Genomic DNA, 20,979 nt, shown 5'->3' with positions numbered 1-20,979 from the left:
TAGGAGATAGTCCATGAAGTTGCCAATTTACCTCGATTACTCAGCCACTACCCCGGTTGATCCGCGTGTTGCTCAAAAAATGAGCGACTGCTTGCTGGTTGACGGGAACTTCGGTAACCCGGCTTCGCGCTCTCACGTGTTCGGCTGGAAAGCTGAAGAAGCGGTTGAGAACGGGCGTCGTCAGGTTGCTGACCTGGTTAACGCTGACCCCCGTGAAATTGTCTGGACCTCCGGTGCGACCGAGGCCAACAACCTGGCAATCAAAGGTGCAGCGCACTTCTATGCCACCAAGGGCAAGCACCTGATCACCGACAAGATCGAGCACAAGGCCGTTCTCGACACCATGCGTCAGCTTGAGCGTGAAGGCTTTGAAGTGACCTATATCGAGCCGGGCACCGATGGCCTGGTAACACCGGCCATGGTTGAAGCCGCGATGCGCGACGACACCATCCTGGTTTCGATCATGCACGTGAACAACGAAATCGGCACCATCAACGATATCGCTGCCATTGGTGAGCTGACTCGCTCGCGCGGCGTGTTGTTCCATGTCGATGCGGCACAGTCCACCGGCAAGGTTGAAATCGACCTGGCCAAGCTGAAGGTCGACATGATGTCGTTCTCGGCGCACAAAACCTACGGCCCTAAAGGCATCGGCGCACTGTACGTAAGCCGCAAGCCTCGGGTGCGTATTGAAGCAGCCATGCACGGCGGCGGTCACGAGCGCGGCATGCGTTCGGGTACCCTGGCCACCCACCAGATCGTGGGCATGGGCGAAGCGTTCCAGATCGCCAAAGAAGAAATGGCTGCAGAGAACATCCGTATCAAGGCGTTGAGCGACCGTTTCTTCAAGCAGGTTGAACACCTTGAAGAACTGTACGTCAACGGCAGCATGGTCCACCGCGTTCCGCACAACCTGAACCTGAGCTTCAACTACGTTGAAGGCGAGTCGCTGATCATGGCACTCAAGGATCTGGCTGTGTCGTCCGGTTCGGCCTGTACTTCTGCTTCCCTCGAGCCGTCCTACGTATTGCGCGCCCTGGGCCGCAATGACGAGCTGGCTCACAGCTCCATCCGCTTTACCTTCGGCCGTTTCACCACCGAAGAAGAAATCGATTACGCCGCGCAGAAGGTTTGCGAGGCTGTTACCAAGCTGCGCGCCCTGTCGCCGCTGTGGGACATGTACAAAGACGGCATCGACATCTCGAAAATCGAATGGGCGGCGCACTAACAATTTAAGTCGCCGTAAGTAGACGCTGTAAGCGCAGCGAACAGCAGCTTTTACAGCGTCTCAAGAGCGACTCTCTGATGAGTGAGGATTAGTACCATGGCTTACAGCGAAAAGGTCATCGACCACTACGAAAACCCGCGCAACGTCGGCAAGATGAACGCGGAAGACCCGGATGTCGGCACCGGCATGGTCGGCGCCCCTGCGTGCGGCGACGTAATGCGCCTGCAAATCAAGGTCAACGAGCAGGGCATCATTGAAGATGCCAAGTTCAAGACCTATGGTTGCGGTTCGGCAATAGCTTCCAGCTCCCTGGCGACCGAGTGGATGAAAGGCAAGACTCTGGATGAAGCAGAGACCATCAAGAACACTCAGCTGGCTGAAGAACTGGCTTTGCCGCCGGTAAAAATTCACTGCTCGGTACTCGCTGAAGACGCCATCAAGGCTGCTGTTCGCGATTACAAGCAGAAGAAAGGTTTGATCTGATCCGTACTGCTTGCGCCCGCAAGTGGCGCAGGCAAGGTGAAGAAACTGGCAAAAGGTAAGGAGTCACGATGGCTATCAGCATGACAGAAGCGGCTGCGCGACACATTCGCCGCTCCCTTGATGGGCGCGGCAAAGGTGAGGGGATTCGTCTGGGTGTTCGCACCACGGGCTGTTCCGGTCTTGCCTATGTGCTGGAGTTTGTCGATGAAGTAGGTGAAGAAGACCAGGTCTTCGAAACCCATGGCGAAAAAGTGATCATTGATCCGAAAAGCCTGACCTATCTTGACGGCACCGAACTGGATTTCGTCAAGGAAGGCCTCAATGAGGGCTTCAAGTTCAATAACCCTAACGTGCGCGGTGAATGTGGCTGCGGCGAAAGCTTCAATATCTGAGGCTGATCGTGGGTACTCCTTGTCATTTTGCTTTGTTTGAGCTGCAACCGGGTTTCAATCTGGATCTCGATCAGCTGGCTGTGCGCTATCGAGAGCTGGCGCGTGGTGTTCACCCGGATCGGTTTGCCGATGCTTCCGAGCGCGAGCAGCGCCTGGCGCTGGAGCAGTCCGCCAGACTCAATGAGGCCTACCAGACGCTCAAAAGCCCTGCCAAGCGTGCGCGTTACCTGCTTGCGCTGAAGGGGGGCGAGTTGCCGCTGGAAGTCACGGTGCACGATCCCGAGTTCCTGATGCAGCAGATGCAGTGGCGCGAAGAACTTGAAGATTTGCATGACAGCGCCGATATGGCCGGTATTGCAGCATTCAAGCGTCGACTGAAAGTCGCTCAGGAACACCTGAACGACAGCTTCGCAGCGTGTTGGGATGATGCTGCGCAGCGTGAGCAGGCTGAACGCCTGATGCGCCGCATGCAGTTCCTCGACAAGCTAACTTACGAAGTGCGCCAGCTAGAAGAGCGCCTCGACGATTAACTCCGTGCTTCCCTGATGGCACGCCTGATTACAGATAAGTCCTGATTACGATGGCCCTACTGCAGATCGCCGAACCCGGCCAAAGTCCTCAACCGCACCAGCGACGTCTGGCTGTGGGGATCGACTTGGGCACTACCAATTCGCTGGTCGCTGCTTTACGCAGCGGCCTTTCCGAGCCTCTGGCCGACGCCAATGGCAATGTCATTTTGCCGTCTGCCGTGCGCTATCACGCTGATCGCGTCGAGGTAGGCGAGTCGGCACGTCTGGCAGCCTCCAGCGACCCGTTCAATACCGTGCTGTCGGTCAAACGCTTGATGGGACGTGGTCTGTCCGACGTCAAGCAGTTGGGCGAGCAGTTGCCTTACCGCTTTGTCGGCGGTGAGTCGCACATGCCGTTTATTGACACGGTGCAAGGCCCTAAAAGCCCGGTTGAAGTGTCTGCCGAAATCTTGAAGGTGCTGCGTGAGCGCGCCGAAAAGACCCTGGGTGGTGAATTGGTGGGGGCGGTGATTACGGTCCCGGCCTATTTCGATGACGCTCAGCGCCAGGCCACTAAAGACGCGGCCAAACTGGCTGGTCTGAATGTGCTGCGCCTGCTCAATGAGCCGACAGCGGCCGCCGTGGCCTATGGCCTGGACCAGTCGGCTGAAGGCGTGGTGGCTATCTATGATCTGGGTGGGGGTACGTTCGATATCTCGATCCTGCGCCTGACCGGCGGTGTGTTTGAAGTCTTGGCTACCGGCGGCGACAGCGCGCTGGGTGGCGATGACTTCGATCATGCGATTGCCAGCTGGATGGTCGAGCAGGCCGGATTGTCTGCCGACCTTGATCCAGGCACGCAGCGCACCTTGCTGCAGGCTGCCTGCGCTGCAAAAGAAGCGCTGACCGATGCGTCCTCGGTGACGGTTGCCTTTGGTGGCTGGCAGTCCGAGCTGACCCGTGAAGCCTTCGACGCCATGATCGAGCCAATGGTTGCGCGCAGCCTCAAGGCTTGTCGCCGTGCTGTGCGCGACGCCAATATCGAGATTGAAGACGTCCAGGCCGTCGTCATGGTGGGTGGTTCGACCCGTGTACCTCGTGTGCGTGAAGCGGTGGCTCAGATGTTTGGTCGCGAGCCCCTGACCGATATCGACCCGGATCAAGTGGTTGCCATTGGTGCTGCGATCCAGGCCGATACCCTGGCCGGCAACAAGCGCGATGGCGGCGAACTGCTTCTGCTTGATGTGATTCCGTTGTCCCTTGGTCTGGAGACCATGGGTGGCTTGATGGAAAAGGTTATTCCGCGCAACACCACGATTCCGGTGGCGCGCGCGCAGGACTTCACCACCTATAAAGATGGTCAGACGGCCATGATGATTCATGTGCTGCAGGGTGAGCGCGAGCTGATCAGCGATTGCCGCTCCCTGGCGCGCTTTGAATTGCGTGGCATCCCGCCGATGGTGGCCGGTGCCGCAAAAATTCGCGTGACCTTCCAGGTCGATGCCGACGGTTTGCTCAGTGTGTCGGCCCGCGAACTGGGTTCAGGTGTTGAAGCCAATATCCAGGTCAAGCCTTCCTACGGCCTGACCGACGGCGAAATCGCCAAAATGCTCAAGGATTCGTTCCAGTACGCCAGCGACGACAAGGTCGCCCGCGTATTGCGCGAGCAGCAGGTGGATGCCCAGCGTCTGATCGAGGCCGTGCAAGCAGCCCTCGAAGTCGATGGCGAGCGTTTGCTGGATGCCGAAGAGCGCATGGTGATCGAGCTGCAGATGCAGGAACTGTCCGAATTGTTGAAAGGCACCGATGGTTACGCCATCGAGCAGCAGACCAAGCGTCTGTCGCAAGTGACCGATGCCTTTGCAGCCCGTCGCATGGACTTGACCGTCAAGGCCGCTTTGTCGGGTCGCAACCTGAATGAAATCGAGGAATAACTGATGCCGCAGATCATTTTTCTGCCACACGCCGAGCACTGCCCGGACGGTATGGTTGTAGAGGCTGAGACCGGCAAGACCATTCTCGAAGTGGCCCACGACAACCACATTGAAATCGAAAGTGCCTGCGGTGGTGTTTGTGCCTGCACCACTTGTCATTGCGTGATTCGCGAGGGTTTCGACTCGTTGAACGAAGCTGACGAGCTGGAAGAGGACTATCTTGATAGAGCATGGGGTCTGGAAGCGACTTCGCGCCTGAGCTGTCAGGCCCGCGTTGGTACTGAAGACATCACCGTCGAGATTCCGAAATACTCGCTCAACCATGCTGCCGAAGCGCCGCACTGATAAGGAATTGGCATGAGCCTTAAATGGGTTGATGTACAGGAAATCGCGATCCAGCTGGCTGAAGCTCACCCGGATGTCGATCCGCTCTCGGTGAATTTCGTCACGCTGCGCAATCTGGTCATGGCGCTGCCGGAGTTCGACGATATCCCTGATCGCGGCGGAGAGAAGGTGCTCGAAGCCATTCAGGGTTTGTGGATCGAAGAAGCCGACTAAGCTTGCAACGCACGTAATTATGCAATACCCAAGAACCCGCGTATAATTCGCGGGTTTAATTTTTCGCTTAAATCACTGTTTCTGGAGTTACACCATGGCTGTTCAACGTACTTTCTCCATCATCAAGCCTGACGCCGTTGCTAAAAACGTTATCGGCAAGATCGTTACCCGTTTCGAAGACGCTGGCCTGAAGGTTGTAGCTTCCAAACTGAAGCAACTGTCCAAAGCTGAAGCTGAAGGCTTCTACGCTGAGCACAGCGAGCGCGGCTTCTTCGGCGACCTGGTTGCTTTCATGATCTCCGGTCCTGTTGTTGTTCAGGTTCTGGAAGGCGAAAACGCTATCGCTCTGAACCGCGAGCTGATGGGCGCTACCAACCCTAAAGAAGCAGCTGCCGGCACTATCCGTGCTGATTTCGCTGAATCCATCGACGCAAACGCTGTTCACGGTTCCGACTCTGAAGCCGCTGCTGCTCGTGAAATCTCGTACTTTTTCGCAGCTACTGAAGTAACCACTCGCTAAGTATTGGCTTGTGAGTGAGGGTGAAGACATGATTGCAACGACTGGCAAAACCAACCTGTTGGGTTTGACTCAACCGGAAATGGAGAAATTCTTCGACTCAATCGGGGAGAAGCGTTTCCGTGCCGGTCAGGTCATGAAGTGGATTCACCACTTTGGCGTCGATGATTTCGACGCCATGACTAACGTCAGCAAGGCCTTGCGCGACAAGCTCAAGGCCATTGCTGAGGTTCGTGGACCCGAAGTCGTCAGCGAGGACATCTCCAGCGATGGCACCCGTAAGTGGGTGGTACGCGTAGAGTCCGGCAGCTGCGTCGAGACCGTTTATATTCCCTCGGGCAAACGTGGCACCCTGTGCGTTTCGTCCCAGGCTGGCTGTGCCCTGGACTGCAGTTTCTGCTCCACCGGCAAGCAAGGCTTCAACAGCAACCTCACCGCCGCCGAAGTGATTGGCCAGGTGTGGATTGCCAACAAATCCTTTGGCAGCGTTCCGGCAACCATCGACCGCGCCATCACCAACGTGGTGATGATGGGCATGGGCGAACCGCTGCTGAACTTCGACAATGTCATTTCTGCCATGCACCTGATGATGGATGACTTGGGCTACGGCATCTCCAAGCGCCGTGTCACCCTGTCTACCTCCGGCGTGGTGCCGATGATCGATGAGCTGGCCAAGCACATTGACGTTTCGCTGGCATTGTCGCTGCACGCACCTAACGACGAACTGCGTAGTCAATTGGTGCCGATCAACAAGAAGTACCCGCTGGCCATGCTGCTTGATTCCTGCCGTCGCTATATGGCGACCCTGGGCGAAAAGCGCGTGCTGACCGTTGAGTACACCTTGCTCAAGGATGTGAACGACCATGTCGATCACGCCCGCGAAATGATCGAGCTGCTTAAAGACACACCGTGCAAGATCAACCTGATCCCGTTCAATCCGTTCCCGCATTCTGGCTATGAGCGCCCGAGCAACAATGCCATTCGCCGTTTCCAGGAGCTGTTGCAGCAGGCTGGCTACAACGTGACCGTGCGCACCACCCGTGGTGAAGACATCGATGCGGCGTGCGGGCAGCTGGTAGGTCAGGTCAATGACCGTACCCGCCGCAGTTCGCGCCTGATCGCGGCGCGTGAGCTGAGTGCTGACGCCGATACAGCGCAAAACGCTGCCTCTGCGCCCTGAGAGAGGACATCCATGATCCTGCGCGCTGCGCTCCCGGTCGTTTTGGTCAGCTTTTTGGCTGGCTGCGTGTCATCGGGCGATTCAAGCCCGATGGCTGGCGACAAAGGGCGTAACGAGGCGCGTCAGGCGTATGTTCAGCTGGGTCTGGGCTATTTGCAGCAAGGGATGACCGAGCAGGCCAAAGTCCCTTTGCGCAAGGCCCTTGAGCTCGACAAGACCGACCCGGACACCAACGCCGCACTGGCCTTGGTGTTTCAGGCCGAAATGGAGTTTGCCCTGGCCGAGCAGGCATTCCGTACCGCGTTGAACGGTCGGCCTGCTGATGCCCGGATCCTCAATAATTACGGCAGTTTCCTGTTTGAGCGTCAGCGCTATCAGGAGGCCAGCGTGCAGTTTCAAAAGGCGGCAGCAGACAACCTTTATCCGGAACGCTCCCGCATCTACGAAAATCTGGGTATAACGTCACTTGAGTTGGGGCAACCTGAAGCGGGGCGCCAGCAGCTTGAAAAAGCACTGCGCCTGAACCCTCGACAACCCCGTGCGTTGCTTGAAATGGCCGAGATGGCTTATCAGGACAAACAATATGTAACGGCGCGTGACTTTTACGATCGTTTTAGCCTGCTTAGCGGGCAAAATGCACGTAGTCTATTGCTCGGTGCGCGACTGGCGAGTGTTTTCGATGACCGCACCCCAACTGCCAACCATGGCCAGCAACTAAAACGACTCTATCCCGGCACGCCGGAATATCAGCAATACCTGTCGGAGCAATGATGAAAGCGGCGCAACCCGAAGTTCTAGCAGCGACTCGTGTCAATCCCGGTGAGACTCTGCGTCAGGCCCGTGAAAACAATGGCTGGACGCTGGCTGAAGTCGCCTTGAAACTCAACCTCACGGCCAGCTCCCTGAGCAACCTTGAAACGGGCGCGTTCGACAAACTGCCTGGGCATACCTTTGCCCGGGGCTATATCCGGGCCTATGCCAAATTGCTGGGTATGGACCAGGCCGCCCTTGTGCGTGAATTTGACCTGTACACCGGCACTGATGCCAACGGCAGCAACGTGCACAGCCTGGGTCGCATAGAAGAGCCGGTGCGCGTGTCGCATACCATTTTGCGTATCGTCAGCCTGTTGCTGTTGATTGCCGTGGTCGGAGGCGGTTTTATCTGGTGGCAAGACCAGACGTCCATGCGCGCCAAGGACCTGATTGGTCTTGCTCCGGAACACGTCGAAGTCGAAGGGGCTGACGGCACAACCCGCATCCACCCGCTGGACGAACCTGAAGATCAGGCAGTAGCCGAGGCCAAGGCCGAAGGCGAAACACCTCTGGCGGCCGAATCGGCGCCGGAGCAGGGCGCGACCACGGCACTGGCACTGCCGGGTGCTCCCGCTGCCGAGCCCCAGGCACCCGTTGCCGTTCCGGTACAGCCAGTACCTGCTGCTGTTGCGCCAGTTGCGCCAGTAGTGGCACCTGTTACGTCCACCGCGCCTGCGCCCGACACTGCCGCCCCGGTTGCCGGTGCTGGCAAAGTGAGCGTGCAATACACCGCTGATTGCTGGACTCAAGTGACCGACGGCACGGGCAAAGTGCTGTTTGGTGGCTTGAAGCGCAAGGGCGAAAATCTAGAAGTGAGCGGCAAGCCACCCCTGAGCTTGCGCCTGGGCTATGCCCGCGGTGCCCAGGTCAGCTATAACGGCCAGCCTGTGGATGTCGCTCCTTTCACCAGTGGCGAGACTGCTCGTCTGAAGTTGGGTCAATAAGTCATGCACGGCGAATCACCAATCAAACGTCGCGAATCGCGCAAAATCTGGGTCGGTAATGTACCTGTAGGTGGCGATGCCCCTATTGCTGTGCAGAGCATGACCAACAGTGACACCAATGACGTCGCTGCAACCGTTGCGCAAATCAACCGCCTGGAAGCCGCGGGTGTCGATATCGTGCGGGTTTCCGTGCCGGATATGGACGCAGCCGAGGCTTTTGGCCGGATCAAGCAACTGGTCAAGGTGCCATTGGTCGCCGACATTCACTTCGATTACCGCATCGCCCTGCGCGTTGCAGAGTTGGGTGTGGACTGCCTGCGCATCAACCCGGGCAACATCGGTCGCGAAGACCGTGTGCGGGCGGTGGTTGATGCAGCCCGCGATCGCGGTATTCCGATCCGAATCGGCGTCAACGCCGGTTCCCTGGAAAAAGACCTGCAAAAAAAATACGGCGAACCGACGCCTGCCGCCCTGGTCGAATCGGCACTGCGCCACGTTGAGCACCTTGAACGCCTGAATTTCAAGGACTTCAAGGTCAGCGTAAAGGCCTCCGACGTGTTTATGGCGGTTGAAGCCTACCGTCTGCTGGCCAAGGAAATCGTCCAGCCGCTGCATCTGGGCATTACCGAAGCCGGTGGTTTGCGTTCAGGCACAGTGAAATCTGCCGTGGGCCTAGGTATGCTGCTCGCCGAAGGAATTGGCGATACCATCCGCATCTCCCTGGCGGCAGACCCGGTTGAGGAAGTAAAAGTCGGTTACGACATCCTCAAGTCCTTGCACCTGCGCTCGCGCGGCATCAACTTTATCGCGTGCCCAAGCTGCTCGCGGCAGAACTTCGACGTGGTGAAAACCATGAACGAACTTGAAGTTCGCCTCGAAGACCTGCTGGTGCCGCTGGATGTTGCCGTGATCGGTTGTGTGGTCAATGGCCCTGGCGAAGCCAAGGAAGCCCATGTGGGGCTCACCGGTGGTACACCCAACCTGATTTACATCGACGGCAAGCCGTCGCAGAAACTGACGAATGACAATCTGGTGGATGAGCTCGAAAGACTGATCCGGCAGAAGGCGGCCGAAAAGGTCGAAGCTGACGCAGCCGTTATCGCGCGCGGCTAACCAGACGAATAAAGGATTTATTGTGAGCAAGTCTTTGCAAGCCATTCGTGGCATGAACGACATCCTGCCGGAGCAGACGCCTCTGTGGCGCTACTTCGAGAGCAAGGTTTCGCGTTTGCTGGATAACTACGGTTACAAGCAGATCCGCATGCCAATCGTCGAATTCACCGAGCTGTTCAAACGCTCGATCGGTGAAGTGACCGATATCGTCGAAAAAGAGATGTACACCTTCGAGGACCGCAACGGCGATTCGCTGACGCTGCGTCCTGAGGGGACTGCGGCGTGCGTGCGTGCGGTGCTTGAGCACGGCATCACCGGTGGTGGCCAGGTGCAAAAACTCTGGTACATCGGCCCGATGTTCCGTCACGAGCGCCCGCAAAAAGGCCGTTATCGCCAGTTCCACCAGATTGGCGTCGAGGTGTTCAACCTTGATGGTCCGGACATCGATGCCGAACTGATCGTGCTGACCTGGCGCCTGTGGGGCGAGCTGGGTATCCGCGATGCGGTCAAGCTCGAACTCAACAGCCTGGGCACCAGCGAAGCCCGTGCGCGCTATCGTGCGGCCCTGGTCGAGTATTTGTCCTCGCGTCTGAGCGAACTTGACGAAGACAGCCAGCGTCGCCTCAAGTCCAACCCGCTGCGTGTGCTCGACACCAAGAACGCCGATACCCAGGCGGTTCTGGTGGATGCACCGAAACTGGTGGACTACCTGGACGAAGAGTCCCGCGTGCATTTCGAGGGCCTCAAGGCTCGCCTCGATGCCGCCGGCATCCCGTACACGATAAACCCGAAGCTGGTTCGTGGCCTGGACTACTACAGCAAGACCGTATTTGAGTGGGTTACCGACAAACTGGGCGCCCAGGGCACCGTGTGTGCGGGCGGTCGTTATGATGGCCTGGTCGAGCAGATGGGCGGCAAGCCTACTGCCGGTGTCGGTTTTGCCATGGGCATCGAGCGCCTGATCCTGCTGCTCGAAACCCTTGAGCAGATCCCCGAAGAAATCGCACGTCAGGTCGATGTTTACCTGTGTGCTTTCGGCGAAGCCGCCGAACTGGCAGCCCTGGCTTTGAGCGAACGCGTTCGTGATCAACTGCCAAACCTGCGCCTGCAGATCAATGCCGGTGCGGGCAGCTTCAAAAGCCAGTTCAAAAAGGCTGACAAGAGCGGTGCACTGTTTGCGCTGATCCTGGGTGACGACGAATTGGCCCAGCAAGTGGTAGGTGTAAAACCCCTGCGTGGCCAGGGCGAACAACAAACGATTGCCTGGGATGCTCTAGCCGAGCACTTGGCCACCTGCATCGTGCAGGGTTGAAGCTGCAAAACAGCCGATTTAGCGAATAAGGAGTGTTGGGGTGTCGAGTAACGAAGATGATCAGCTGGGCGAGTTGAAAGACTGGTGGCAGCGCAACGGCAAACCCCTGCTGACTGGCGGCTTGCTTGCGCTGGTAGTGGTGTCAGGCTGGCAGCTCTGGCACAAATATCAGGCGAATCAGTCGCAAGGTGCGTCGGTTCTCTACCAACAATTGCTTGAAACCACGCTCACCCCTGACGGCAAGCCGGATGTGGCCCGCGTGGCGGATCTGGCCAACAAGCTGAAAAGTGAATACGCAGGCACTGCCTATTCGCAATTTGGCGGCCTGTTTGTGGCCAAGGTGGCTGTGGATAACGGCAAGCTTGATGACGCGGCTACCGAGCTGAAAGTCATTGTCGACAAGCCGGCCAATGCCACTCTGGGCGAAGTGGCGCGTCAGCGTCTGGCTCAGGTACTGGCAGCACAGGGCAAGGTTGACGATGCCCTGAAGCTGCTGGAAGGCGACTCGGACAAGGCATTCCTGGCCAGCCGTGAAGAACTCAAGGGCGACCTGCTGGTGCAGCAGGGCCGTACTGACGATGCGCGTGCAGCCTACGAGAAGGCCAAGGCCGGATTGTCGGATGAAGCAGCAGTAGGCGGCTTGCAAATCAAGCTCGATGACCTGGCCAAAGGGGATGCGTGACGTGATGCGATGGAAACATGCAGCATTGCTGGCTCTGGTCGTTTTGGCCGCGGGTTGCAGCAGCAACAGCAAAAAAGAATTGCCACCGGCGGAGCTGACCGACTTCAAAGAAGAAGTCGTGCTGCAAAAGCAGTGGAGCCGCTCGATCGGTGACGGTCAGGGCAAAACCTATAACATGCTGGTTCCGGCTGTTGAAGGCAATAATATCTACGCTGCTGACGTAACGGGCGTGGTGATGTCTCTGGACCGCATGAACGGCGACGTTGAGTGGAAAAAAGACCTCGATCTGCCTGTTTCCGGCGCAGTTGGCCTGGGCTATGGCCTGGTCATGCTTGGCACCTTGCAAGGTGACGTGATTGCCCTGGATTCCAGCACAGGCGAAGAAAAATGGCGCTCTCGCGTTAACAGCGAAGTGCTTGCACCTCCTGCGACCAACGGTGATGTGGTGGTGGTACAGACTCAGGACGATCGTCTGATCGGTCTGGATGCTGACACCGGCAATCAGCGCTGGACGTATGACAGCACGCCGGGCGTGCTGACCCTGCGTGGTACGGGGGCGCCACTGGTGACCAATCACCTGGCCATCGGCGGTTTGTCGACCGGTAAAGTGGTCGCCCTGGATACGCGCAACGGCGTGCCTGTGTGGGAGCAACGTGTTGCCATCCCGCAGGGTCGCTCCGAGCTTGAACGCATTGTCGATATCGACGGTGGCCTGCTGTTGTCTGGCGGTACACTGTACGTCGCCAGCTACCAGGGCCGCATGGCGGCACTGGACATGGAATCGGGTCGCGTGCTCTGGCAGCGTGATGCTTCCAGCTATGCAGGTGTCGCCCAAGGTTTCGGCAGCGTCTACGTCAGCCTGGCGTCGGGCACTGTAGAAGGCGTTGACGAGCGTTCGACCACCTCGCTGTGGAGCAATGATGCTCTGGCACGCCGCCAATTGTCGGCTCCAGAGGTCTTCTCCAGCTATGTGGCAGTCGGTGACATGGAAGGCTATCTGCACCTGCTCAGCCAGGTCGATGGTCGTTTCGTGGGCCGTACCCGTGTTGACAGTGATGGCCTTCGGGCACGTCCGCTGGTGGTCGGTGACATGATTTACGTGTTTGGTAACAGCGGCAAACTGGAAGCCCTGACCATTCGCTAAGGCGTCTATGCTTGAGGCTCTAGGGCCTCGGGCAGCCTTGCTCTGGCAAGGTTTGCGGCACATTTGTGCTGTTCCGAACTCTGGCCGCTGCCTTGCAGCGGCTTTTGTATTTTCTGAAATAACGAAGTGGAGAGCCGCATGGTTCCCGTAATCGCCCTGGTGGGCCGACCAAACGTCGGCAAGTCCACCTTGTTCAACCGCCTGACCAGGACTCGTGACGCCATCGTCGGCGACTTGTCCGGTCTGACCCGTGATCGCCAATACGGTGAGGCCAAGTGGCAAGGGCGTTCCTACATTCTGGTCGACACCGGCGGTATCTCCGGTGACGAGCACGGTATGGACGAAAAAATGGCCGAGCAGTCGCTGCTGGCCATCGAAGAAGCTGACGTCGTTCTGTTCCTGGTAGATGCAAAGGCGGGTTTCACTGCCGCTGACCAGATGATCGGCGAACACCTTCGCAAACGTAACAAGCGCTCCTACGTGGTGGCCAACAAGGTCGACAACATCGACCCGGACATGGCTCGCGCCGAGTTCGCGCCGCTGGGTATGGGCGATGCAATCCCGATCGCCGGTGCCCATGGCCGTGGTATCACGCAGATGCTGGAAATTGCCCTGAGCAACTTCCCGCGTGACGAAGAAGAGCCGGAAGACGGCGAAGAAGAAGTTGTTCTTGAAGGTGAGGAAGCCAAGCGCATTCCGGGCCCTAGCGAAAAAGACGGCATCAAGATCGCAATCATCGGTCGCCCGAACGTCGGTAAATCGACCCTGGTTAACCGCATGCTTGGTGAAGACCGGGTAATCGTCTATGACCAACCGGGTACCACTCGCGACAGTATCTACATCCCGTTCGAGCGTAACGACGAGAAGTACACGCTGATCGACACCGCCGGTGTGCGCAAGCGCGGCAAGATCCACGAAGAAGTTGAAAAATTCTCCGTGGTCAAAACCCTGCAAGCGATCAAAGACGCCAACGTGGTGATCTTTGTGATGGACGCCCGTGAAGGCGTGGTTGACCACGACCTCAACCTGTTGGGCTTTGCCCTGGAGGCCGGTCGGGCTCTGGTTATCGCGATCAACAAATGGGACGGCATGACCCCTAGCGAGCGCGAGTTCGTCAAGGTCGAGTTGACCCGTCGCCTGTTCTTCGTCGACTTCGCCGATATCCACTTTATCTCGGCGCTGCACGGCACTGGCGTGGGTAACCTGTACCAGTCGGTGCAAAACTCCTTCAAGTCGGCGGTTACCCGCTGGCCGACCAACCGCCTGACCCAGATTCTGGAAGATGCGGTTAGCGAGCACGCGCCACCGATGGTCAACAGCCGCCGGATCAAGCTGCGTTATGCCCACTTGGGTGGTGCCAACCCGCCGATTATCGTGATTCACGGTAACCAGGTTGAGAAGGTGCCGAAGTCTTACGTCCGTTATCTCGAAAACACCTACCGTCGCGTCTTGAAGCTGGTCGGTACGCCGATCCGCATCGAGTTCAAAGGTGGCGAGAACCCGTACGAAGGCAACAAGAACTCGCTGACCGACCGTCAGGTCAACAAGAAACGTCGCATGATGTCGCACCACAAGAAAGCCGAGAAAAATCGCAAAGACAAGCGCTAACCGCGCAAGCTCAAAGCGTAATGAGAAAGGGTCCGAAAGGACCCTTTTTCGTGTCCGGCGTTTGGGCTATCCTCGGTGGGTCCTGTGCCGCAGTCAGTGCCGGGAACTCAACAGGGAACGGCCATGATCACCAGCAAGTTGCCGAACGTCGGCACCACCATCTTCACGCGCATGTCGCAGCTCGCGGCAGAAACCGGCGCACTCAACCTGTCTCAGGGGTTCCCTGACTTCGATGGCCCGCAGGCGTTGCGTGATGCAGTTGGCCAGCACATTGCCAGTGGTCATAACCAGTACTCCCCAATGACCGGCCTGCTTGCGTTGCGTCAGCAAGTGGCGGCCAAGATCGCCCGTAGCTATGGCGCACAGGTGGATGCTGACACTGAAGTGACCATCACCCCCGGCGCTACCCAGGCTATTTTCTGCGCCATTCAGGCCGTGATTCATGCTGGCGATGAAGTCATTGTGTTTGATCCGTGCTACGACAGCTACGAGCCTTCGGTCGAACTGGCGGGTGGCCGTTGTGTGCATGTGCAGTTGGGGCTGGATGACTTTTCGATAGACTGGCAAAAGCTTGAAGATGCGCTGAGCCCGCGCACGCGCATGATCATTCTCAACAGCCCGCACAACCCCAGTGGTGCCTTGATCAGCCGTGCCGAGCTTGACCAGTTGGCCCGCCTGATTGCTGATCGGGATATCTACCTCATCAGCGATGAGGTGTACGAACACCTGGTGTTCGATGGCGTGCCCCATGTCAGTGTTTTGTCCCATCCTGAGCTGTACGATCGTGCATTCGTGGTCAGCTCTTTCGGCAAGACGTATCACGTTACGGGCTGGAAAACCGGTTATGTCGTGGCACCGCCGGCTCTGACCGCCGAATTGCGCAAGGTTCACCAGTACGTCAGTTTTTGTGGGGTCACTCCCCTGCAATATGCATTGGCTGACTTTATGAGTGCCCACCCCGAGCACGTTGAAGAGTTGCCCGGGTTTTATCAGGCCAAACGAGACCTGTTTTGTGATTTGCTGAGCCCATCGCGTTTTACTTTCAAACCGGTGGCAGGGACGTATTTCCAGTTGGTGGATTACTCCCGAATTCGTCCGGACCTCAATGATGTCGACATGGCGGTGTGGCTGACCCGTGAGCATGGTGTAGCCACCATTCCGGTGTCGGTGTTCTACCAGGCCCCGCCCGCAGGGCAACGGCTGGTTCGACTGTGTTTTGCCAAACGCGAGGAGACGCTGCGTGAAGCAGCAGAGAAACTATGCGTGATCTAAAGGGATTACCCGATTTAAACGTAGCGCTGGTGCAAACCACGCTGGCCTGGCATGACCGTCAGGCCAACTTCGATCATTTCGACGAGCTGCTCGAGCAGGCTGTTGGCGCTGACCTGGTGGTCTTGCCTGAGATGTTCACCACCGGCTTCAGCATGGAGTCCAGTACCCTTGCTGAGCCCGAAAGCGGCCCGACCACCGAGTGGCTGCGCAAGCAGGCACAAAGGCTCAATGCCGTGGTGACGGGCAGCGTGATTGTGCTCGCGGCGGATGGCAGCCACCGCAACCGCCTGTTGTGGGCGCGTCCGGATGGCGAAGTGCTGCATTACGACAAACGCCACCTGTTCCGAATGGCCGGTGAGCATGAGCATTTCACTCCGGGTGAGCGTCAGGTCCAGTTTGAGGTCAAGGGCTGGCGTGTTCGCCCGCTGATTTGCTATGACCTGCGCTTCCCGGTGTGGAGCTGCGACCCCCATGACACCGACCTGTTGCTGTACACCGCCAACTGGCCGGGTGCGCGGCGGTTGCACTGGAACCGTTTGCTGCCGGCGCGGGCCATCGAAAACCTGTGTTATGTCGCGGCGGTGAACCGGGTGGGCACGGACGGCAAAGGTCTGGTGTATACCGGGGACAGTCATATCCTCGATTTTCAGGGCGAGTCGCTGCTCAGTGCCGGGGAGGCGGATGGCGTATTTACCATGAGCCTGAATGCGGGCGAATTGGGCGCTTACCGTGAGCGCTTCCCGGCCAACCTGGATGCGGACAGTTTTGATCTGCGCTGATTTGTAGAAGCAGTTATCAGCTTGTGTGTACGACGTAAACCTGTGGGAGCGTGGCTTGCCCGCGATGGCCTCACCGCGGCCTGCCTGCCAAATCGCGCCGCCTGAATCGCGAGCAAGCCCGCTCCCACAGGGGCTAGTGATTGTCGGTCATGATGCAATAAAAAGCCCCCAGGGTTCTCACCTTGGGGGCTTTTGCGTTTCAGGCCAACGTTTACGCGGCTTTCGCCTCGGCTTCGCTCAGGGAACGGTTCAGAGCGCTGAACAATGCCTTGAAGCTTGCCGTGGTGATGTTTTCATCAATGCCCACGCCATGCACGGCTCGGCCGCCATTGACCCGCAACTCTATATAAGCCGCAGCCTTGGCGTTGGTGCCAGCACCAATCGCATGCTCGTTGTAGTCCATTATTTCGGCATTGACCGGCAGGCCGGCTACCAGTGCTTCCAGCGCGCCGTTGCCTTTGCCGCTCCAGCGCAGATTGGTTTCGCCGTCGCCTTTGGCCGAGACTTCGACTTCGACCGCACTGTGACCGTTCTCTTCCTGCAAGCGATGGCTGACCAGCGCGTAAGGAGTGTTGGCCTGCAAGTACTCGGTGCGCAGCAAGCTGTGAATCTGCTGAGCAGTCATTTCCAGGCCCAGACGGTCAGTTTCGCGTTGTACCACCTGGCTGAATTCGATCTGCATCCGGCGCGGCAAGCTGATGCCGTATTCCTGCTCCAGCAGGTAAGCGATCCCGCCTTTGCCAGACTGGCTGTTAACCCGAATCACGGCTTCGTAGCTGCGACCGATATCCGCCGGGTCGATCGGCAAGTACGGCACTTCCCACAGGGCGTCCGGTTTCTGCTGGGCGAAGCCTTTGCGAATGGCGTCCTGGTGCGAACCGGAGAACGCGGTGTGCACCAGGTCGCCCACATACGGGTGACGCGGGTGCACCGGGATCTGGTTGCACTCTTCGACAACCTTGCGCACGCCATCGATATCGGAGAAGTCCAGCTGCGGATCCAGGCCCTGGGTGTACATGTTCAGGGCCACGGTCACCAGGTCGACGTTACCGGTCCGTTCGCCGTTACCGAACAGGCAGCCTTCGACACGATCGGCGCCAGCCATCAGGCCAAGCTCGGTGGCGGCTACACCGGTGCCACGGTCGTTGTGGGTGTGCAGGCTGATCAGCACGCTGTCACGGCGATTGATATTGCGGCCGAACCATTCGATCTGGTCGGCGTAGATATTCGGCGTCGCGCACTCAACGGTGGCAGGCAAGTTGAGGATCATCTTGTGCTCAGGCGTCGGGTTCCACACTTCGATTACCGCGTCACACACTTCCTTGGCGAACTCCAGTTCGGTGGCGCTGAAGGTCTCTGGCGAGTATTCGAACGTCCAGTGGGTTTCGGGCTGCTGAGCGGCGTATTTGACGAACAGCTTCGCCGCGCTGACCGCGATTTCCTTGATGCCGTCCTTGTCCTGGTTGAACACGATGCGGCGGAAAGCAGGGCAAGTGGCGTTGTACAGGTGGACGATAGCCTTTTTCGCGCCGCGCAGCGATTCGAAGGTGCGGGCGATCAAGTCTTCGCGGCCCTGGGTCAGCACCTGGATAGTGGTGTCGTCCGGTATATGGCCGTCTTCGATCAGGGTGCGGACAAAGTCAAAGTCGGTTTGCGATGCCGCCGGGAACGATGCCTCGATTTCTTTAACGCCTACGCTGACCAGGGTTTTCCAGAATCGCAGCTTCTTTACCGCATCCATCGGCTCGATCAGCGACTGGTTACCGTCGCGCAAATCGGAACTGCACCAGATCGGCGCCTGGGTGATGGTTTTTGACGGCCACGTTCGGTCGGGCAAATCAATGACCGGGAAGGCACGGTATTTGGAAGAAGGGTCTTTGAGCATGGTCATCAGGCAATCCTTTTTATGCGAGCCGGTCATTGAGGAGGCGGCTAGCCGAAGAAATACAAAGCAGAAGGCGAGGCACCGCGACTAGCGTTGCAGTCGTGCACTGACGAGGCAAAGGCTGCGGTGTTGACGAAGCAGAATGAGGACGTGAGGTGTGTTCATAGGCTCAACCCTAACCATTGGCGGGAAAGATGGCAAGCCTATAAAAAACATTGAGATAAATGCTCGAAAAGACAAGATATGCGCGTTTTTATAGCGCATATTAATTTTTGCCTTGCTCTGGATTGCGTGGTTTAAAGGGAGGGCATGCCTTGCGTGCTACAGGGTTTTTCCCCTTTCTGGGCGCTTGTTAGGGTGCGAAGGCGCCAATGAAAATCGCCGGGTCAACCCTTGCATCATTGAGGCTGACGTTCCAGTGCATATGCGGGCCCGTGGCGCGGCCTGTCGAGCCGACCTTGCCCACCACATCGCCGCGGGCCAGTTGCTGGCCGACCTTGGTGTCGATCTTCGACATATGGCAGAACATGCTGATAAAGCCCTGGCCGTGATCTACAAACACCGTATTGCCATTGAAGAAGTAATTGCCGATCAGGATTACCTTGCCCGCTGCCGGGGTCTTGATCGGCGTGCCAGCAGGTACGGCGAAGTCGAGACCGGCGTGAGGGTTGCGCTCTTCGCCATTGAAGAAGCGGCGCACGCCGAACTTGCTCGACAGCGGGCCATTGACCGGTTTGTCCAGCAACAGGTTGCTCGGCGTGTTGGGGCTGAAGGTGCGGTAGGCCTTGATCTGGATCGCCAGCTCGTTGTCGATGCGCTTGATATCGGCCGGGTCGGGATTGACCTGACGCTTGTTTTTCAAGGTGATGTGTTGCTCGGGGTATTTTTTGCTGCCCACCGCAAAGCTCAGGTTGCGCCCACCGGAGGTGATCTGCTGGCTACCGGGTTTGACCGTCAACGGGATGCCGACAATCGCCCGCCAGGTGTCCTGTTCCTTGATCACCATGACCGGCTTGCCGTCATAGCTGGCTTTGGGCGCCTGGGCGGCGCTGCCCAGCTCAATCACGGCCACCCCTCCGGGCACCGGTTTGTTCAGCAGGCGGGTGATATAGCTGTCAGCCGCCTGAGCATTGAAAGTCAGGCACAGCAACAGCACGGCAGAGAAAAAACGTGGCATTGGTTAATCCAGTAAAGAAAGGGTGACAGGCGTGAGGTGATTGTCCTCAACGCGCACTTGCAGTTCGCCTTCGCCCAGTCTGGCGGTCAAGCGCTGACCGTTTTGCGTTTGCGCGGCCCGGCGAACGGCATTGCCCTTTTCATCGAGCAGGATGCTGTAGCCACGGCCCAGGGTCGCCAGCGGGCTGACCACATGCAGGGTTTGCATCTGGTTTTGCAGCTGCATGCGGCGCGCCTTGAGGCCTTCGCGCATGGCCCTGGGCAAGCGCTCGGCCAGGCTGTCCAGACGCTGGCGCAACATGGCCAGCTGACGCCCCGGATGTTGTGCGGCCAGACGGGTTTCGAGGCGGATCAGGCGTTCGCGGCGAGTATTCAGGCTGCGCTCGAAAGCCCGGCGCATGCGCATGTCCAGATCATCCAGGCGTTGGGCTTGCTGGCGCAGACGTTCGCCGGGGTGACGCAGGCGTCGCGCCAGGCCGTCGAGGCGCAAGCGGTCGCGCATCAGGCGATCACGAATGCGCATCACCAGGCGCCGATGCAGGCTGTCGATGCGCCGTTGCAGGTCGCTTGAGTCCGGTGCCAGCAGCTCGGCCGCGGCCGAAGGCGTGGGCGCGCGCACGTCTGCCACGAAGTCGGCGATCGAGACATCGGTTTCGTGACCCACGGCACTGACGACAGGGGTGACGCAGGCATCGATGGCGCGAGCCACGGCTTCTTCGTTGAAACACCACAGGTCTTCCAGCGAGCCGCCGCCACGGGCCAGGATCAGTGCGTCAAAGCCCCGTGCATCGGCCAGCTTGAGGGCCCGGACGATTTGCGCCGTGGCTTCGCGGCCTTGAACGGCGGTGGGGATCAGGGTCAGTTCGACTTGTGGCGCACGGCGGCGGAACACGCTGATGATGTCGCGAATCACCGCGCCGGTGGGCGAGCTGACAATGCCGATGCGCTGCGGGTGAGCGGGCAGGGCGACCTTGCGTTCGGGGCTGAACAGGCCTTCGGCGCCGAGCTTTTCCTTGAGTGCATCGAAGGCCAGGCGCAGTGCGCCGTCGCCGGCGGGTTCTACAGTGTCGAGGATCAACTGGTAATCGCCACGGCCTTCAAACAGCGAGACCTTGCCGCGCACCTTGACCGCCAGGCCATCCTTGAGCGCCTGACGAACCCGCGCAGCGTTATTGCGAAACAGCGCACAACGCACCTGGGCGCCGCTGTCCTTGAGGGTGAAATATACGTGGCCAGAGGCCGGGCGGGCGAGGTTGGAGATTTCGCCTTCTACCCAGATATTGCTGAACACGTCTTCGAGCAGCACCCGCGCCCGGCCATTGAGCTGGCTGACGGTCAGGACTTCCCGGTCGAGATTGAGTCTTGCAAAGGGGTCTTTAATCATGCGGGTCATCATAAGGGCGGATTGTTATCACTGCACCTGTCTGATAGAAGTCTGCGCACTAAAAAC

General features: G+C 58.5%; 21 protein-coding genes. 18 read left to right on the top strand and 3 right to left on the bottom strand.

The genetic code is table 11. The annotated features are described in order from the left end of the window. Positions 1-13 precede the first annotated feature (13 nt). From EQV96_RS11955 to EQV96_RS11870, 18 genes are all read left to right on the top strand, one after another. Positions 14-1,228, top strand: a complete 1,215-nt coding sequence (locus EQV96_RS11955) for an IscS subfamily cysteine desulfurase (protein ID WP_019823684.1) — start codon at positions 14-16, stop codon at positions 1,226-1,228. 96 nt (positions 1,229-1,324) lie between these two features. Further along, entirely contained in the window at positions 1,325-1,711 is a 387-nt protein-coding gene (gene iscU, locus EQV96_RS11950; RefSeq protein ID WP_007929523.1) for a Fe-S cluster assembly scaffold IscU, read from the top strand. A gap of 68 nt (positions 1,712-1,779) precedes the next feature. Further along, a complete protein-coding gene (gene iscA / locus EQV96_RS11945; protein ID WP_016779604.1) occupies positions 1,780-2,103 on the top strand; it encodes an iron-sulfur cluster assembly protein IscA in 324 nt (107 codons plus the stop codon). A gap of 8 nt (positions 2,104-2,111) precedes the next feature. Next, complete coding sequence (gene hscB, locus EQV96_RS11940) at positions 2,112-2,633, top strand: co-chaperone HscB (protein WP_095038576.1); 522 nt, start codon at positions 2,112-2,114, stop codon at positions 2,631-2,633. Between the two features lie 50 nt (positions 2,634-2,683). Beyond that, the gene (gene hscA, locus EQV96_RS11935; protein WP_095018332.1) at positions 2,684-4,546 is read left to right on the top strand and encodes a Fe-S protein assembly chaperone HscA; all 1,863 of its coding nucleotides are present in this window, start codon (positions 2,684-2,686) and stop codon (positions 4,544-4,546) included. 3 nt (positions 4,547-4,549) lie between these two features. After that, on the top strand, positions 4,550-4,891 hold the full coding sequence (gene fdx / locus EQV96_RS11930; protein ID WP_003443365.1) for an ISC system 2Fe-2S type ferredoxin: 342 nt from the start codon (positions 4,550-4,552) through the stop codon (positions 4,889-4,891). A 12-nt stretch (positions 4,892-4,903) separates the two neighbouring features. Further along, positions 4,904-5,104, top strand: coding sequence for a Fe-S cluster assembly protein IscX (gene iscX / locus EQV96_RS11925; RefSeq protein WP_016779607.1), 201 nt, complete (start codon positions 4,904-4,906; stop codon positions 5,102-5,104). A 94-nt stretch (positions 5,105-5,198) separates the two neighbouring features. Beyond that, positions 5,199-5,624: a nucleoside-diphosphate kinase gene (ndk, locus tag EQV96_RS11920; RefSeq protein ID WP_016779608.1), complete on the top strand. Its 426-nt coding sequence runs from the start codon at positions 5,199-5,201 to the stop codon at positions 5,622-5,624. 28 nt (positions 5,625-5,652) lie between these two features. After that, entirely contained in the window at positions 5,653-6,801 is a 1,149-nt protein-coding gene (gene rlmN, locus EQV96_RS11915; protein ID WP_095001468.1) for a 23S rRNA (adenine(2503)-C(2))-methyltransferase RlmN, read from the top strand. Between the two features lie 12 nt (positions 6,802-6,813). Beyond that, the gene (gene pilW, locus EQV96_RS11910) at positions 6,814-7,572 is read left to right on the top strand and encodes a type IV pilus biogenesis/stability protein PilW (protein ID WP_095020373.1); all 759 of its coding nucleotides are present in this window, start codon (positions 6,814-6,816) and stop codon (positions 7,570-7,572) included. After that, the gene (locus tag EQV96_RS11905; protein WP_095020374.1) at positions 7,572-8,558 is read left to right on the top strand and encodes a RodZ family helix-turn-helix domain-containing protein; all 987 of its coding nucleotides are present in this window, start codon (positions 7,572-7,574) and stop codon (positions 8,556-8,558) included. The genes pilW and EQV96_RS11905 overlap by 1 nt, the downstream gene beginning before the upstream one ends. Before the next feature lie 3 nt (positions 8,559-8,561). Then, positions 8,562-9,671, top strand: a complete 1,110-nt coding sequence (ispG, locus tag EQV96_RS11900; protein ID WP_086795918.1) for a flavodoxin-dependent (E)-4-hydroxy-3-methylbut-2-enyl-diphosphate synthase — start codon at positions 8,562-8,564, stop codon at positions 9,669-9,671. 22 nt (positions 9,672-9,693) lie between these two features. After that, entirely contained in the window at positions 9,694-10,983 is a 1,290-nt protein-coding gene (gene hisS, locus EQV96_RS11895; RefSeq protein ID WP_095001465.1) for a histidine--tRNA ligase, read from the top strand. A 40-nt stretch (positions 10,984-11,023) separates the two neighbouring features. Next, complete coding sequence (locus EQV96_RS11890) at positions 11,024-11,665, top strand: tetratricopeptide repeat protein (RefSeq protein WP_095001464.1); 642 nt, start codon at positions 11,024-11,026, stop codon at positions 11,663-11,665. Then, entirely contained in the window at positions 11,658-12,809 is a 1,152-nt protein-coding gene (gene bamB / locus EQV96_RS11885; protein ID WP_095018336.1) for an outer membrane protein assembly factor BamB, read from the top strand. The genes EQV96_RS11890 and bamB overlap by 8 nt, the downstream gene beginning before the upstream one ends. A 138-nt stretch (positions 12,810-12,947) precedes the next feature. Continuing rightward, complete coding sequence (gene der, locus EQV96_RS11880) at positions 12,948-14,417, top strand: ribosome biogenesis GTPase Der (protein WP_016779615.1); 1,470 nt, start codon at positions 12,948-12,950, stop codon at positions 14,415-14,417. 123 nt (positions 14,418-14,540) lie between these two features. After that, the gene (locus tag EQV96_RS11875; RefSeq protein WP_240882062.1) at positions 14,541-15,689 is read left to right on the top strand and encodes a pyridoxal phosphate-dependent aminotransferase; all 1,149 of its coding nucleotides are present in this window, start codon (positions 14,541-14,543) and stop codon (positions 15,687-15,689) included. Continuing rightward, a complete protein-coding gene (locus EQV96_RS11870; protein ID WP_095018338.1) occupies positions 15,677-16,468 on the top strand; it encodes an amidohydrolase in 792 nt (263 codons plus the stop codon). Before EQV96_RS11875 ends, EQV96_RS11870 begins: the two co-directional genes overlap by 13 nt. A gap of 211 nt (positions 16,469-16,679) precedes the next feature. On the opposite strand, the gene leuA is transcribed toward EQV96_RS11870, so the two are convergent. The 3 genes from leuA to xseA form a co-directional block, all read right to left on the bottom strand. Continuing rightward, positions 16,680-18,359 (bottom strand): 2-isopropylmalate synthase, encoded by a 1,680-nt coding sequence (leuA, locus tag EQV96_RS11865; RefSeq protein ID WP_095026022.1) that lies wholly within the window; start codon positions 18,357-18,359, stop codon positions 16,680-16,682. A gap of 346 nt (positions 18,360-18,705) precedes the next feature. Then, positions 18,706-19,530: a M23 family metallopeptidase gene (locus tag EQV96_RS11860; protein ID WP_240882061.1), complete on the bottom strand. Its 825-nt coding sequence runs from the start codon at positions 19,528-19,530 to the stop codon at positions 18,706-18,708. Between the two features lie 3 nt (positions 19,531-19,533). Beyond that, positions 19,534-20,913: an exodeoxyribonuclease VII large subunit gene (gene xseA, locus EQV96_RS11855; protein WP_095001630.1), complete on the bottom strand. Its 1,380-nt coding sequence runs from the start codon at positions 20,911-20,913 to the stop codon at positions 19,534-19,536. Between the last annotated feature and the right edge of the window lie 66 nt (positions 20,914-20,979).

This window comes from Pseudomonas sp. TMW22080 (genome assembly GCF_022496745.1).
GTDB lineage: Bacteria > Pseudomonadota > Gammaproteobacteria > Pseudomonadales > Pseudomonadaceae > Aquipseudomonas > Aquipseudomonas bubulae.
This window is presented reverse-complemented; position numbering and strand designations above follow the sequence as displayed.